At 68.8% G+C, this 14,635-nt stretch carries 13 protein-coding genes; 9 read left to right on the top strand and 4 right to left on the bottom strand.

Annotated elements, in window-relative coordinates:
- Nucleotides 1-167: 167 nt before the first annotated feature.
- From AC1DZ6_RS16870 to AC1DZ6_RS16850, 5 genes are all read left to right on the top strand, one after another.
- Nucleotides 168-581 carry a DUF2946 family protein gene (locus AC1DZ6_RS16870; protein WP_477098300.1) on the top strand — a complete coding sequence of 138 codons (414 nt, stop codon included), beginning with the start codon at nt 168-170 and terminating at the stop codon, nt 579-581.
- A gap of 71 nt (nt 582-652) precedes the next feature.
- On the top strand, nt 653-2,719 hold the full coding sequence (locus AC1DZ6_RS16865) for a TonB-dependent receptor family protein (protein WP_477098299.1): 2,067 nt from the start codon (nt 653-655) through the stop codon (nt 2,717-2,719).
- 14 nt (nt 2,720-2,733) lie between these two features.
- Nucleotides 2,734-3,249, top strand: coding sequence for a YcnI family copper-binding membrane protein (locus AC1DZ6_RS16860; protein ID WP_477098298.1), 516 nt, complete (start codon nt 2,734-2,736; stop codon nt 3,247-3,249).
- Between the two features lie 14 nt (nt 3,250-3,263).
- The gene (locus AC1DZ6_RS16855) at nt 3,264-3,779 is read left to right on the top strand and encodes a copper chaperone PCu(A)C (protein WP_477098297.1); all 516 of its coding nucleotides are present in this window, start codon (nt 3,264-3,266) and stop codon (nt 3,777-3,779) included.
- Between the two features lie 81 nt (nt 3,780-3,860).
- Nucleotides 3,861-5,990 (top strand): M13 family metallopeptidase, encoded by a 2,130-nt coding sequence (locus AC1DZ6_RS16850; protein WP_477098296.1) that lies wholly within the window; start codon nt 3,861-3,863, stop codon nt 5,988-5,990.
- A gap of 395 nt (nt 5,991-6,385) precedes the next feature.
- Here AC1DZ6_RS16850 and hisG read toward each other — a convergent pair whose 3' ends face one another.
- From hisG to hisS, 3 genes are read right to left on the bottom strand one after another with little or no spacing between them, the layout of a single operon-like run.
- Nucleotides 6,386-7,339: an ATP phosphoribosyltransferase gene (gene hisG / locus AC1DZ6_RS16845; protein WP_477098295.1), complete on the bottom strand. Its 954-nt coding sequence runs from the start codon at nt 7,337-7,339 to the stop codon at nt 6,386-6,388.
- Complete coding sequence (locus tag AC1DZ6_RS16840) at nt 7,336-8,481, bottom strand: ATP phosphoribosyltransferase regulatory subunit (RefSeq protein ID WP_477098294.1); 1,146 nt, start codon at nt 8,479-8,481, stop codon at nt 7,336-7,338. Before AC1DZ6_RS16840 ends, hisG begins: the two co-directional genes overlap by 4 nt.
- A 1-nt stretch (nt 8,482) precedes the next feature.
- A complete protein-coding gene (gene hisS / locus AC1DZ6_RS16835; protein ID WP_477098293.1) occupies nt 8,483-9,976 on the bottom strand; it encodes a histidine--tRNA ligase in 1,494 nt (497 codons plus the stop codon).
- A gap of 274 nt (nt 9,977-10,250) precedes the next feature.
- On the opposite strand from hisS, the gene AC1DZ6_RS16830 reads away from it, so the two are divergent.
- The 4 genes from AC1DZ6_RS16830 to AC1DZ6_RS16815 all read left to right on the top strand — a co-directional run bounded on the left by AC1DZ6_RS16830 (nt 10,251) and on the right by AC1DZ6_RS16815 (nt 14,408).
- Nucleotides 10,251-10,526 carry a hypothetical protein gene (locus AC1DZ6_RS16830; protein WP_477098301.1) on the top strand — a complete coding sequence of 92 codons (276 nt, stop codon included), beginning with the start codon at nt 10,251-10,253 and terminating at the stop codon, nt 10,524-10,526.
- Nucleotides 10,527-10,585: 59 nt separating this feature from the next.
- Nucleotides 10,586-11,656, top strand: a complete 1,071-nt coding sequence (gene rsgA, locus AC1DZ6_RS16825; protein WP_477098292.1) for a ribosome small subunit-dependent GTPase A — start codon at nt 10,586-10,588, stop codon at nt 11,654-11,656.
- A gap of 117 nt (nt 11,657-11,773) precedes the next feature.
- Nucleotides 11,774-12,100, top strand: coding sequence for a hypothetical protein (locus AC1DZ6_RS16820; protein WP_477098291.1), 327 nt, complete (start codon nt 11,774-11,776; stop codon nt 12,098-12,100).
- Between the two features lie 223 nt (nt 12,101-12,323).
- A complete protein-coding gene (locus AC1DZ6_RS16815; protein WP_477098290.1) occupies nt 12,324-14,408 on the top strand; it encodes a TonB-dependent receptor plug domain-containing protein in 2,085 nt (694 codons plus the stop codon).
- Nucleotides 14,409-14,432: 24 nt separating this feature from the next.
- Here the strand turns inward: AC1DZ6_RS16815 and AC1DZ6_RS16810 are convergent.
- Nucleotides 14,433-14,635: hypothetical protein (locus AC1DZ6_RS16810; protein WP_477098289.1), on the bottom strand; the 203-nt coding region annotated here is incomplete at its 5' end.

Raw genomic sequence — 14,635 nt, 5'->3', positions numbered from 1 at the left:
CCCGGCGAATGCCGGGACCCAGATGGAATAGCGGTGCGGCTGACGCCAGGAATGCCGAGTTCCTCCAGCCTTTCCGCTTTAGGATCTGGGTCCCGGCATTCGCCGGGATGAGCGGATCAATGGGGTACGTTGACCAAAGGTCCACGAGCGCTTACGGACGCCCCATCATGAGCCCCCGCCGCGCCCAGACCCGGTCGACCTGGCCCATCGCCCTGCTGGCGATGCTGGCCCTGCTCGTCCAGGCCCTGATGCCGGCCGCGGCCATGGCCCACGACGCTTCCGGCCAGTCGGTGCTGATCTGCACGGCCGACGGCGCCAAGTCGGTGGAAGTCGCCAATGGCGCTTTGGGCGACGTGATCGGCAAGAAGGATCCCGCCCCCAATTCCAAAGGGGGGTTCGGCGGCCTGCCCTGCGCCCAGTGCGTGGCGGTCGCCCTGGCCACCACCACCCCGCCCGACATCGCCGTCGCCCCGGTGCTCTACAGCGCCCGCCTCGAAGCCGCCCCCCGCGCCGCCCTGACCGGCGTCGCCATGGCCCGCGCCCCGCCGCGTCCGCCGGGGCAAGGACCACCCGCCGCCTGATCGCCTGACCTTCGTCTCGCGCGTTACGGCCGCATGCCGACGCGCGTCGTCATGCTTTCGGGGCTCTTTTCATGTCCAATTCCTTCCGCCTGGCCCTTCTGGCCGGCGCCACGTTCTGCCTCCTGTCGTCCGCCGCCTACGCGGCCGAAAACGACCAGCGCGCCACCGTCGACTCGGTCATCGTCACCGCCCGTCCCAATCCCGAGGATCCGCCGGTCGTGGCGGCCGCCCGTCGGCGTCTGTCCGAGACCCCCGGCGGCGTCTCGGTGATCTCCCAGGAATCCTACATCGATCGCCAGGCCCTGGCCCTGGACGACATGCTGCGCGACGCGCCCGGCGTCTACGCCCAGCGCAAGTGGGGCGGGGATGTCCGCATCTCGATCCGCGGCTCGGGGATCGGCAACGCCAGCCACAATCGCGGCCTGCTGCTGGCCCAGGACGGCGTGCCGCTGAACGAGGCCGACGGCTACGGCGACAGCCAGGTCGCCGACCCGCTGAACACCCGCTACGCCGAGGTCTATCGCGGCGGCAACGCCCTGCGCTTCGGCGGAGCCCTGCTGGGCGGGGCGATCAACCTGGTCACGCCCACGGGCAAGGACGCCGGGTTCGACAATCAGGTCCGCCTGGACGGCGGTTCGTTCGGCCTGGGCCGTGAGCACCTCGCCATCGCCCGCCAATCTAGAGACGGGGCCGGCGATTGGGACGTCTTCGCCGCCGTCACCAACCAGACCGCCCAGGGCTGGCGTTCACAGAGCCAGCAGAACATCCAGTTCGGGTCCTTGAACATCGGCCGCGCGTTCGGTCAGGACCGCGAGGTCCGCTTCATCATCAACGGCTCCAACGTCAATCAGGAGATCCCCGGCGCCCTGACCGTGGCCCAGTTCAACCAGGACCCGCGCCAGACCGCCGCCGCCAACGCCGCCAGCGACCAGGGTCGCAACCAGCGCGGCCTGCGTGGCTCGCTGCGCACGAGCTGGCGGCTGAACGACCAACTGGTGTTCGAGGGCGCGGCCTATGCGGTGTGGAAGGACCTGGACCACCCGATCTTCCAGGTCATCGACCAGCAGAGCCGCAACTACGGCGTCTTCGGCCGCTTCGACTGGGACGGCGAGCTTGGCGGCAAGCGGGCCGACGCCTTCTTCGGCGCCTGGTATCGGACCGGCGACCTGGACTCCAACTTCTACGCCAATATCCGCGGCGCTCGCGGCGCGCCGACGTCGCGGACGTTGCAGAACGCCAAGGCCGTCGACGTATTCGGCGAAGGCCGCCTGTTCGTCACCGACCGCGTGGCCGTCGTGGCCGGCGCGACCTGGGGCCAGGCGGAGCGGGACTATACGAGCTTCGCGATCCCCGGCGTGCTGGGCACATTCAACCTCAAGGCTGACAAGACCTATGACTGGCTGTCGCCGCGCATCGGGCTGCTGTGGCAGGACGAGGCCGGAAACCAGGTCTTCGCCAACCTCACCCGCTCGGTCGAACCGCCGAACTTCAGTTCGATGAGCCCGACCAACACCGGCTTCACGCCCGTCCGCGCCCAGAAGGCCTGGACCGGCGAGGTCGGGGCGCGCGGCCACAAGGGGCCGTTCACCTATGACATCACCCTGTACCGCGCCGATCTGAAGGACGAGATGCTGCAATATGCGGTCAGTTCGTCGATCCCGGCCTCGACCTTCAACGCCGACAAGACGGTTCACCAGGGGATCGAGGCGGCGCTGGACTGGACCGTGGCTCCGCGCTGGCGCATCCGCCAGACCTGGACCTGGTCTGACTTCCGCTTCAAGGACGACGTCCAGTTCCGCGACAATCGCCTGCCGATCGTACCGCAGAACTTCTACCGTTCGGAGGTCCGCTACGACGACCCGCGCGGCTGGTTCCTGGCCCCATCGGTCGAGTGGTCGGCCAGCGACCAGTGGATCGACTACGCCAACACCAAAAAGGCGCCCGCCTATGCGATCCTGAATTTGAACGCCGGCTGGAAGATCAGCGACCAGGTGTCGCTGTTCCTCGACGCGCGCAACCTGACGGACAAGGCCTACGTATCCAACACCCAGGCCGCCGTGACCTGGACTGCCGCGACCGCCACGCTCTGGCCGGGCGACGGCCGGTCGGTGTTCGGCGGCGTCACGGTCGATTTCTGAGGGAGGAAAGAGCCATGAAAATTCCGCTGATCACCTTGCTGGCCCTGCTGGCTCCCGTCCCCGCCTTGGCCCACGTCGTCGCCGCGCCGGGCGAGGCCAAGGCCGGCTCCTATTCCGCCATCGCCTTCCGCGTGGGCCATGCCTGCGGGGCTGGCGACACCACGCTGAAGCTGCGGGTCGAGATCCCCGACGCGGTGGCCTCGGCCCGGCCGCAGCCCAAGACGGGCTGGACGATCGACGTCGAGAAGGAGGGCGACAGGGCCACCGCCGTCACCTGGACCGGCCGCCTGCCCGACGACCAGTTCGACGACTTCGCCCTGCTGATGAAGCTGCCGCCTCTCACGGAGAAAGCGGGGGCTGGATCCCTGGTCTTCCCGGTGATCCAGACCTGCGAGAAGGGCGAAAGCCAGTGGACCGAGATCCCCGACCCCGAACGCCCCGGTGAGAAACTGACCCGCCCGGCCCCGACCGTGCGCCTGATCCCCGCCGCCGCCGAACAAATGCCCTCGATGCCGGGCATGAAACACTGATGTCGAGAAACCCCATGAACCGCTTCGCCCTCGCGGCCCTCGCCGCCGTCGCCCTTCCCGCCTTCGTGGCGCCCCTCTTGCCTGGCCAGGCCTTCGCGGGCGACTACCGCGCCGGCGGGATCGAGGTCCGCCGCCCGTGGACCCGCCCCGCCCAGGCCGGCATGAACGGCGTCGGCTACCTGACCGTGACCAATGTCGGCGCCAAGCCGGTCAAGCTAATCGCCGTCGAAAGCCCCGCCGCCAAGTCGGTGACGATCCACCAGAGCAGCATGACCAATGGCGTGTCCTCGATGCGCCCGGTGGCCGGCGGCCTGGCAATCGCGCCCGGCGCGACCGTGGCCTTCTCACCCGGCGGCTATCACCTGATGCTGATGGGCCTGACCAGCGCCCAGGCCCTGGGCGGCAAGGTCCCCGTGACCCTGGTGTTCGACGGCGGCCGGAAGATGAGGATCGATTTGTCGGTGGAATCCGGCGCCCCGAAAGCCGGCGGTTCGGCCGATCCGATGGCCGGCATGCACGACCACCACTGAAACATGACAAAAAAGTAAGGGACGAAACCGCCCCCGGGATGGCCAAGTCGCGGTTCGGTTTTTCCAACGGATCGCCCTTCCATGAAACGAGTCTGGTTCGCAGCCGCCGCCACGGCCGCGCTGTCCCTGTCGGCCTTCGGCGCGCAAGCGCGTGAGGACCACGACCACGCCTGCGTCAACGACGCCTGCACCGTGCAGTCGCTGTTCGTCGCCGCCGACACCCCCGCGGCCGGCCCGGCGACGATGTCGCTGGAGTCGCCGCGCTACGGGACCTGGGGCTTCGACGCGGCGGGCATGGACCGTTCGGTCAAGCCGGGCGACGACTTCTACAAGTTCGCCAACGGGACTTGGGACGCCAACACCGCCATCCCCAGCGACCGCACCCGCTACGGCAATTTCGACAAGCTGGCCGAGCTGTCGGAAGCCCGCACCCAGGCGATCATCACCGAAGCCGCCGCGAGCAAGACGCCCGACGCCGACACGGTCAAGATCGGCGCCGCCTACAAGGCGTTCATGGACGAGGCCCTGGCCGAGAAGCTGGACGCCAAGCCGATCGCCGGCGAGCTGGCCGACATCCGCAAGGTCGGCAGCAAGGACGACTTCACCGCCCTGATGGGCCGCAACCCGACCACCGGCTTCTCGGCGATCCTTGGCCTGGGCATTAGCGCCGACGCCAAGAACCCGACGCGCTACGCCGTCTACGCCACGACCGGCGGCCTCAGCCTGCCCGACCGCGACTACTATCTCGACGCCAAGTTCGCCGAGAAGAAGACCGCCTATGAGGCCTATGTCGCTCAACTGCTCACCATGATTGGCTGGGATAATCCGGCGCAGAACGCCAAGGCGATCGTCGCCTTCGAGACCCAGCTGGCCGAGGCCTCGTGGACCCGGGCCGAGCGCCGCGACCGCGACAAGACCTACAATCCCGCCACCCTGGCCGAGCTGCAGGCCCTGACCCCGGGCTTCGCCTGGAACCGCTATCTGGTCGGGACCGAACTGCCCAAGATCGACCGCGTGGTGGTGACCACCAACACCGCCTTCCCCAAGTTCGCCAAGGTCTATGCCGACACCCCGCTGGACACCCTGAAGGCCTGGCAGGCGTTCAAGGTGGCCGACGGGGCCGCGCCCATGCTGTCCAAGCGCTTCGTCGACGCCGGCTTCGAGTTCCGCAACAAGACCCTGGCGGGCCAGCCCGAGCAGAAGCCTCGCTGGAAGCGCGGCGTGGCGACCGTCAACGGCCAGTTGGGCGAGGCGGTCGGCCGCGTCTATGTGGCCCGCTACTTCCCGCCCGAGTCCAAGGCCAAGATGATCGACCTGGTCGGCAACATCCGTTCAGTGCTGAAGACCCGCCTGGAGACCCTGGACTGGATGTCGCCGCAGACCAAGGCCCAGGCCCAGGACAAGCTGGCCAGCTTCACCGTCAAGATCGGCTATCCCGACAAATGGCGCGACTATTCCAAGCTGGAGATCAAGGCCGACGACGTCTACGGCAACGCCCTGCGCTCGAACGCCTTCGAGTGGCGCCACGATGTCGAGCGCCTGAACGAGCCGGTCGACAAGAGCGAGTGGGGCATGACCCCGCAGACGGTCAACGCCTACTACAACCCGCCGCTGAACGAGATCGTGTTCCCGGCCGCCATCCTGCAGGCCCCGTTCTTCCATCCCGACGCCGACCCGGCCGTCAACTACGGCGGCATCGGCGGGGTGATCGGCCACGAGATCAGCCACGGCTTCGATGACCAGGGCCGCAAGTCGGACGGCAAGGGCGTGCTGCGCGACTGGTGGACCGCCGAGGACGCCGCCAAGTTCAAGGCCCAGGCCGACAAGCTGGGCGCCCAGTACGGCGCGTTCGAGCCTCTGCCCGGCGCCAAGGTCAACGGCGCCCTGACCATGGGCGAGAACATCGGCGACATGGGCGGCCTGGCCTTCGCCCTGCAGGCCTATCACGCCTCGCTGGGCGGCAAGCCGGCCCCGGTGATCGACGGCTTCACCGGCGACCAGCGGGTCTATCTGGGCTGGGCCCAGGTGTGGCGCTCGAAGATCCGGGACGACGCCCTGCGCCAGCAGGTGGTCAGCGACCCCCACTCGCCGGCCTATTACCGCGTCAACGGCACGATCCGGAACCAGGCCGGCTGGTACGGCGCCTTCGACGTCAAGCCGGGCGACAGTCCCCGACCAACGCGCGGAGGCCGGACGGCCGGCGTGGGCTGATGCTGGGGGGGACACGCCGCAAGGGCATGTCCCCAAACGCAAAAACGGCGGCCCGCATCGCGGAGCCGCCGTTTTTATCGGTTGCGTCAAAAACTGAAACCAGACCCCAGATACACCAAACCCGTCGCGGGGGATAATCGCGACGGGTCCGGCTATTTCTCGATCATTCGATCTAGGTGGGCGTTTCCTCCCCGAAACGCCGAAGGAAGGGAGCTCTCTTTGGGCTCGTTTCTTCCTTGCAACGGTTAGAAACGGCAAATCCGAGATGGTGTCAACGGCAACGATCGTGAATCCGTAAGGGTTAGCGATATTTTTGACATAAAACCGTTAGATTGGACTGGCGGGTCAAACTTATCACTGATCTCTCACCAGTTTTTTGACAACTCAGTCAAAACTTACCGATCCAACCTTTCCCGAAGCTTGTCCAGAACCGCCGACCGCGACTCGAAGACGTAGTCGGGGCGCGAGACGGTGACCGGCTCGACTCCAGCGGCGCCCAGGGCGGCGGCTGCTTCGAACAGGTCGGCCGTGGCCAGCAGGGCGCCGTTGGCGCGGCGCGCGCCCTGGCCGACGAACGGCGCCACCGCCGCCTGGCCCGCCGCATCCTGCTCGGCCGGCCAGACCAGAGTGGCCAGTTTCGCGGCACGCCCCTTGGCCTCGACCACCGCCAGCAGTCGCGCCAGCGAGTCGATCTGGCCGGGCGTCCAAGGCGTGATCAGCGAAGCGGTCAACTGGGCCTGGCTCTTGAGGATCACCCCGTCCGACAGGATCTTCAGCCCGTTGGCCGCCAGAGTCGCGCCCGTGGTGGTGATGTCGACGACCAGCTCGGCCGCGCCGGCCGCCGGCGCCCCCTCGGTGGCCCCGCTGCTTTCGACGATCCGGTAGTCGGCCACGCCGTGGCGGGCGAAGAAGGCCCGGGTCTGGGTGACGTATTTGGTGGCCACCCGCAGGCGGCGGCCGGTCTTGGCGAGGTGGGCGTGCCCGACCTCGTCGATGTCGGCCATGGTGTCGACGTCCAGCCAGCTCTTGGGGGCGGTGACCACCAGGTCGGCGCGGCCGAAGCCCAGGGCCCGCAGCAGCATGACCCGGCTGTCCATGTCCTCGCCCCGCTCGCGCAGCAGGTCCTCGCCGGTGACGCCCAGGTGCAGCTCGCCGCTGTCCAGGCCCGCGGCGATGTCGCCGGCCGACAGCAGCCGCACCGACACGCCCGGCAGGCCCGACAGCTCGGCGCTATAGCCGCGCGAACCGCCCGACATCTCCAGCCGGAAGCCGCACTCGGCCAGCCAGGCCTCGACCTGCTCCTTCAAGCGGCCTTTCGACGGAATGGCGAAGATCATTGGAACAGTCATTCGCCGCCTCCCGCATAGGCTCGCGCGGGACGGACCATGCAGCCCACCGCGCCGGTTTTCGTTTCGGATCCCAACCGGGCTGGCAGGCCGTCATAGCGACCGCCGGCCGCCACGGGGCGCTCCTCGTCCAGCGCGGCGCTGCGCACCTCGAACAGGAAGCCGTCGTAATAGCCGAAGGCCCGGCCGAAGGCGGCGGTCAATTGCATGCGGTCTTCCGGCACGCCCCGCGTCGTCATGCCGGCCAGCCGCTTGCGCCAGCCGTCCAGGGCCGCATCCAGCGCCGCCCGTTGCGGACCGCCCAAGGCAGAGACGGCGTCCAGCGCCGCGCCCGGACGGTCGCTGACCGCCAGGAAGGCTCGCACCGCGTCGGCCTCGCCGGCCGACAACGCCCCGGCCTGCACGGCCTGGGCCCGCTCGACCAGGCGGTGGGCGATCTCGGCGGGACGACGGCCGCCCACCGGCTCGATGCCGGCCAGGGACCACAGCTCTTGAAGGACCGCCGAGGCCTCGGCCTCCGGCAGGCCGGCCAACAAGGCGGCGATGCGGCTCTGCTCGCCGGTCACGGCCTCACCGCCGCCTTCGAGCTCGATCTTCAGCTGACGGGGCTTGGTGAAGGCCCGCTTCAGCCGCGCGCCCAGCGGCGGGGTCAGGCCCAGGCTGTCGACGAAGGCCCCGAACAGGCTGACGTCGCCCAGCAGCAGGGTCAGGTCGTCGCGTCCGCCGGCGGCCGACGAGGCCCAGGCCAGGGCGGCGATCTCGGCGTCGGCGGCCACGGGGTCGCCGGCCTCGAAGGCCTCGACGCCGATCTGCAGGAACTCCTCGGCCCGGTCGCTGCCGCGCGGCGCGACGCGGAACGCCTTGCCTTCATAGAAGTATCGGCCTTGCCCGTTTCCTTGGGCCCCGTTCCCGCGCTCCAGATGGGTGCGGGCGATGGCGACGGTGAAGTCGGGGCGCAGGCAGGCCTCCTCGCCCGCATCGCCGGAGACCACGAACAGCCGCGAGCGCATGGCCTCGCCGGCCAGGTCCAGCAGCAGGCCCAGGGGCTGCAGCACGGGCGCGTCGGTCGGCGTGGCGCCGGCCGACAAGAACGGAGTGCGGATGGCGTCGAGCGCCTCCGCCGGAAGGGAACGCTCGAGCCTCACATCAACCCCCGATGATCGTCTTGACCGCCGCGACCAGCTGGTCGCGCGGGATGGTCTGCTGGCCGGGCCGCTCGGCCTTCCAGGCGGCGTTGTCGGCCACCCCGGCGGCCAGCTCGCGACCCAGGTCCAGGTCCTTGATCGTCACCGTGCCGGCCGCGATCTCGTCACCGCCCAGCATGATGGCCGCCGGCGCCATGCGGCGGTCGGCATATTTCATCTGCGGCCGCATGCCCGAGGTTCCGAGATAGACCTCGGCCGGAACGCCCGCGTTGCGCAGTTCGGTGACCACGGCGAAATACTCACCCATGTGCGCCTGGTCGAAATTGATCACCACGACCGGTCCGCGCGCCGCGCCGCCGGGCTCGCGCCCCGCCGCCCGCAGCGCCGCCGCCAGGCGCGAGACGCCGAACGAGAAGCCCGTCGCGGGCGTCACCTGGCCGGTGAACCGCGCCACCAGGTCGTCATAGCGCCCGCCGCCGCCGATCGAGCCGAAGCTGACCTTCTGGCCCTTGTCGTCCGTGGTCGACAGCAGCAGCTCGGCCTCGAACACCGCGCCGGTGTAGTATTCCAGCCCACGGACGATCGACGGCTCGAACAGCGCCTGGTCGTCGGCCACGCCCAGGCTCTTCAGCGCCGCGTCGATCTTGGCCAGTTCCTCCAGCCCCTCGTCGCCCTCGGCCGAACCGCCGATCACGTTGGCGATCTTGGCCAGCGTGTCCGAGCGACCGCCAATACCCCCCATTGGGCCCGCCTGGACGAAGTCCAGCACCGAGTCGATCGCCTTGCCCACCAGGCCCGCGCCCTTGGTGAAGGCGCCGCTCTCGTCCAGCCGGCCCTCGCCCAGCAGCAGGCGCACGCCCTCCACGCCCAGGCGGTCCAGCTTGTCGACGGCGCGCAGCACGCCCAGCTTCTGGCCGTTGGTCTCGACCCCGGCCGAGGTCAGCAGGCCGTTCAGGAGCTTGCGATTGTTGATCTTCAGCACCGCCGCGCCGCGCGGCAGGCCCGCCGCCTGCAAACCCTCGACGGCCATGGCGATGATCTCGGCGTCGGCCTCGGGACGGGCCGAGCCGACGGTGTCGGCGTCGCACTGGATGAACTCGCGGAACCGCCCCGGGCCCGGCTTCTCGTTGCGCCACACCGGCCCGAAGGCGTAGCGGCGGAACGGCTTGGGCAGGGTCTCCCAGTTCTGGGCGGCGAAGCGGGCCAGGGGCGCGGTCAGGTCGTAGCGCAGCGCCATCCACTGGTCGTCGTCGTCCTGCAGGGCGAACACCCCTTCGTTGGGACGATCGCTGTCGGGCAGGAACTTGCCAAGCGCGTCGGCATATTCGAACGACCCGGTGTCCAGCGCCTCGAAGCCGTAGCGCTCATAGACGGCCGACACGGCCTCCAGGATCGCCCGCTCGGCCCGCAGGTCGCGGGCGCGCTTGTCGGCGAACCCGCGCGGGTTGCGGGCTTCGGGGCGGAAGGTGTCGCCGGGGAGGGTCTGGTCGGTCATGAGCTGCGTCGGGTCCTGGAAGAAGGTCTCGACGGATGGCGCTTGTACGAAGCCCCATCCGCCTTGGGCGGGGCTCAGGCTGGGCGTCGCTTAGAGCGAACGAACCCGGCCGATCCCGCGAGGCGAGGTCGGATGGTGGTGGCGACCGTGATGGTGCGGCGTACAGGTCATTGGGCGGGGCTATAGCCTAGGCGGGGCGATGGGGGAAGAGGATCCCAAAAGCAGGGGAGACGCCCGCCCCGGAGCGATATGCCGAGCGGGGCGTTTGGAGTGCATGCCCACAAATCCCAAACCGCCTCGCACCGGGACCGGCGCGCTGACCATCGCGCGCGACGTCCAGCCCGTCGAATTCTCGATTCACCTCGTCAACGCCGTCAATGGCCGCCGCGGCGGAAAGGGCTCCGTCACCGGAGATCCAGACGCCATGCGGGCCGCCTTCCGGGCCGGACGCGTTCATTTGACCCTCGACGACGGGGCGAAGCTCGACGTGGCCGTCGTCGCTCACGCCGAAGGCAGCCCCACTGCCTATTTCCAGCTCGATAAGGATTGAGGCTAAAGAGAGATACACGACGGTCCGGCAACCTCGCCGGCGATTTGGAAGACCCCGCCTTGATCGAGCAATATGGATGGTCCGATCTGCTGGCGCGGGCCTTCGAACCGCACGCCCAGGCAGGTCACGTTCCTGGGCGCGTCGTCGTCCAGCAGCGGAACGGATATCTGGTGGCCACCGACGCGGGCGAGCTGCGCGCCAAGCCTTCCGGCCGCTTGCGCCACGAGGCCCAGGAGGCCGGCCATCCGGCCGTCGGCGACTGGGTGGCGCTGTCCACGAACCTCGTCGAACGCACCGCCACCATCCACGCCGTCCTGCCGCGCCGCACCGCCTTCGTGCGGCGGGCCGCCGACAGCCCGCAGACGCCGCAGGTCGTCGCCGCCAATATCGACGTGGCCTTCATCGTCACCTCGATGAACGGCGATCTCAATCCGCGCCGGATCGAGCGCTATCTGGCCGCCGCCTGGCAGAGCGGCGCGCGCCCCGTGGTGGTGCTGACCAAATCTGACCTCTGCGTCGAACCGCAAGCCCAGGCCGCCGAGGTGGAAGCCCTGGCGGCCGGCTGCCCCGTCGTTGTCATCTCGGCGCGACAGGGCCTGGGCCTCGACGCCCTGCTGGCCCACCTGGCGTCGGGCGAGACCTGCGTGCTGATCGGTTCGTCGGGCGTCGGCAAGTCCACCCTGGTCAACGTGCTCCTGGGCGAGCAGCGCATGGCGACCCAGGCGATCCGCGAAGGCGACGACCAGGGACGCCACACCACCAGCCACCGGCAACTGGTCCTGCTGCCCGGCGGCGGTCTGATCGTCGACACGCCCGGCGTTCGGGAGGTCGGGCTGATCGACGCCGAGGACGGCCTGAGCGTGGTGTTCGACGACATCGAGCGCTTGGCCGAAACCTGCCGGTTCAACGACTGCGGCCACGCCAACGAACCCGGCTGCGCGATTCGCGAAGCGCTGCGAAGCGGCGCGCTCGACCCCGACCGCTGGGCGAGCTTCCAGAAGCTGGGGCTGGAACTGGCCGCGGTGGAAGAGAAGGCCGACCGCGTGGCCAAGAACGCCGAGCGCCGCCGCCTCGGCGGGCTTCAGAAGGTCTATCGCGCGACCAAGCGGGACGACCGCGGCGAGCGCTGATCTTCGGCCACGCCCGGCGGTGTCCCGTTGTCGCAGGCGGGCGGATTTTTTCAGAATAAGGGCCGGGTTCGGCAAGCGAACGGGTTAGTGAGGGACCTAGCCTCACGAGAGATGACCATGCCCGCCTACACCATCGTCACGACCAGTGCGACCCAAGGCAGCGATGCTGTCGAGGTGAGTACGCTTTCGAACGAATTCGGCAACGAGAGCGAGGCGCTCGGATACTCGCGCCGTATGGCCGAAGAAATGCTGGACCTCGCCCATCAGCTCTCGCTGGACTTCGACTACAGCAATGTCGGCCTCTACGAGGGCGACCTGATCGACGAGGATCTCGATCCGGAGCATCCCACGTTCATGGGGGCATGGGTTCTCGACGACGAAGGCGCCGCCTTCATCCCGGCGGACGAATTCCGCGAAAGCCCGGCCGAGGCCGACGCTTCCTAGGGCTGGTGGCCCAAGGGCCGCTGGGGACACGCGCTTGCGCGTGTCCCCGCTACTGATCTCGCCAAGTCTTAACGACGCATTCACCAGTCTTATCCACAGGCTTGATGGTCGAGGAACATGGACGGCGTGTAATGTGTCTTCGAAGTAATGCACCTTTCCGCCTTGTAACTTGAGATGAACGTCCTAGGTCGGCAGGTATCGGGTCATCTGAGGGGATGACACGATGACCAAGACCATGCTGCTGGCGACCGCCGCCGCGCTTTCGATCGCCGCCGCCGGCTCGGCTCACGCCGCCGATGCGCCGCAGGCCGCCCAGGCGCCGATCCCGACCGGCCCCACCAGCCAGGCTCCCCTGGACGACGCCGCCCAGAAGGGCGTGCTGGTCTTCACCCCCGACTTCTTCGCCGCCCAGCGCCCCAACACCGCTCTGGACATGGTCGAGCGCGTGCCGGGCTTCTCGCCCGACGACGGGGCCGGGACGCGCGGCTTCGAGGGTTCGGTCGGCAACATCCTGATCAACAACAACCGCCCCGCCTCGAAGAACGACGCCGGCACCGACGTGCTGGAGCGCACCCCCGCCGGCCAGGTCGACCGCATCGAGCTGATCCGCGGCGGCGCGCCCGGCATCGACATGCAGGGCTATTCGGTGGTGGTGAACGTGATCCTGAAGACGGCCGCCAGCCGCCAGTCGATCGTCACCTGGAACGCCAGCCTGTTCGACGGCGGCCACRACGTCTGGGGCGGCAGCTACCAGTTCACGGCCAAGAGCGGCGAGCGCAGCTGGAGCGTACTGCTCAGCGACGGCACCAGCACCAGCGACTCCAACGGCACGGGCCGCAGCATCGTCCGCGACGGGGCCGGCGCGCTGCTGTCCGACCTGCCCTTCGCCAACGACGGCTGGGGCGGCGGCGACTCGATCCGCCTGAACTATTCGGCCCCCGCGGCCGGCGGCAAGCTGGAGGCCACAGCCCAGTACGGCATCCACGACTGGCAGGAATGGCAGACCATCGGGGTGACGGGCGGCCCGGACCGCTCGCGCAGCGCCTATGCCGAGGACACCAAGTCGGGCGAACTGGGCCTGACCTATATCCGGCCGCTGAAGCCCAAGTGGACGCTGGAGACCCGGCTGATCCACCAGTTCGAAAAGTTCGACGAGGTCGCGACCGGCGACGAGACCGAGAAGGGCGTCGTCCTCCCCGCCCAGCGCTTCACCGCCAACGGCGATTCGTCGGAATCGATCATCCGCGCCCTGGTGCGCCACGAACGCAGCGCGGCCCTGACCCTCGAGGCCGGCGGCGAGCTGGCCTACAACATGCTGGACACCCACCAGGCCTATAGCGAAGGCGGCGTGGCGATCGACCTGCCCAGCGCCTCGGTCAAGGTCGAGGAGCTGCGCGGCGAGGCCTTCGCCAAGGGCACCTGGCGGGTGAACCCGCGCATCACCCTGGAGGGCGGCCTGCGGCTGGAGACCTCGACGATCAAGCAGACCGGCGACGCCTCGGCCGAGGAGAGCTTCTTCTACGCCAAGCCCCGCTTCCAGGCGACCTGGACGCCCAAGGCCAACCACCAGGTGCGGTTCCGCTTCGAACGCGAGCTGGGCCAGCTGGACTTCGGCGACTTCGCCGCCTCGTCGGATCTCGACGACGGCAACGTGTACGGCGGCAATGTCGATCTGAAACCCGAGCAGCGCTGGATCTCGGAAGTCACCTTCGAGCGCCGGTTCTGGGGCGAGGGCATCATCTCGGTCGGCTATCGCCACGACGAGATCATCGACGTGATCGACCGCCTGCCGCTGGACGGCGGCCTGTCGGCCACGGGCAACATCGGCAACGGCACGCTGGACCGGTTGTCGGTCAACATCGTGGTGCCCACCGACAAGTGGGGGATCAAGGGCGGCCGGTTCACCTTCAAGAACGACTGGAACGAGACCCACGTCACCGATCCGACCACCCACAAGGACCGACCGATCTCGGACGTGCGGCCCACCCAGGCCAATATCGGTTTCCAGCAGGACATCACCGCTTGGAAGACCCAGTGGGGCGTCAACTGGCTGCCGCTGCTGGGCCTGGGCACCTATGATCCGGACCAGACCAGCGGCTGGCGCGGGGCGGGCTATGTCGAGAGCTTCGTCGAGTACAAGCCGACCCCGACCCTGGCCCTGCGCGCCCAACTGAACATCTGGGACGACTTCGTCATCCGCCGCGAGGTCTATTCCAGCCGCACGAACCCTCGCCCGGTGAAGTTCACCGAAGAGCGCGACATCAATCCGCGCACCTTCGTGACGCTGCGGCTGCGCAAGACGTTCTAGGCGGTCGGGTCGGTGGACCGCCTCCTACTGCGGCGGTCCGCCGGGGCCCTGGAAGTCGAAACCGGGATCCTTGCGGCCCTTGCCGGTCCCGAAGGTCCAGGCCAGGCCCACCCGCAGCATGCGCGCATCGACGTCGCGGACGACCAGGCTCTTCAGGGCCGGCGTGTCGATCACCTGCTTGTCGCGATAGAGGCCCAGCACGTCCTGGACGGTGACCACCAGCGACA

The sequence above is a fragment of the Caulobacter sp. P1_B12_2 genome, assembly GCF_056406675.1.
This window is presented reverse-complemented; position numbering and strand designations above follow the sequence as displayed.

What these genes read in the sequence shown, in the direction of transcription:
- AC1DZ6_RS16860 (WP_477098298.1), top strand. Translation starts at nt 2,734, where the DNA reads ATGAAAATTCCGCTGATCACCTTGCTGGCCCTGCTGGCTCCCGTCCCC.
- hisS (WP_477098293.1), bottom strand. Translation starts at nt 9,976, where the DNA reads ATGACCGACCAGACCCTCCCCGGCGACACCTTCCGCCCCGAAGCCCGC.
- AC1DZ6_RS16855 (WP_477098297.1), top strand. Translation starts at nt 3,264, where the DNA reads ATGAACCGCTTCGCCCTCGCGGCCCTCGCCGCCGTCGCCCTTCCCGCC.
- AC1DZ6_RS16870 (WP_477098300.1), top strand. Translation starts at nt 168, where the DNA reads ATGAGCCCCCGCCGCGCCCAGACCCGGTCGACCTGGCCCATCGCCCTG.
- AC1DZ6_RS16820 (WP_477098291.1), top strand. Translation starts at nt 11,774, where the DNA reads ATGCCCGCCTACACCATCGTCACGACCAGTGCGACCCAAGGCAGCGAT.
- AC1DZ6_RS16865 (WP_477098299.1), top strand. Translation starts at nt 653, where the DNA reads ATGTCCAATTCCTTCCGCCTGGCCCTTCTGGCCGGCGCCACGTTCTGC.
- hisG (WP_477098295.1), bottom strand. Translation starts at nt 7,339, where the DNA reads ATGACTGTTCCAATGATCTTCGCCATTCCGTCGAAAGGCCGCTTGAAG.
- AC1DZ6_RS16830 (WP_477098301.1), top strand. Translation starts at nt 10,251, where the DNA reads ATGCCCACAAATCCCAAACCGCCTCGCACCGGGACCGGCGCGCTGACC.
- AC1DZ6_RS16850 (WP_477098296.1), top strand. Translation starts at nt 3,861, where the DNA reads ATGAAACGAGTCTGGTTCGCAGCCGCCGCCACGGCCGCGCTGTCCCTG.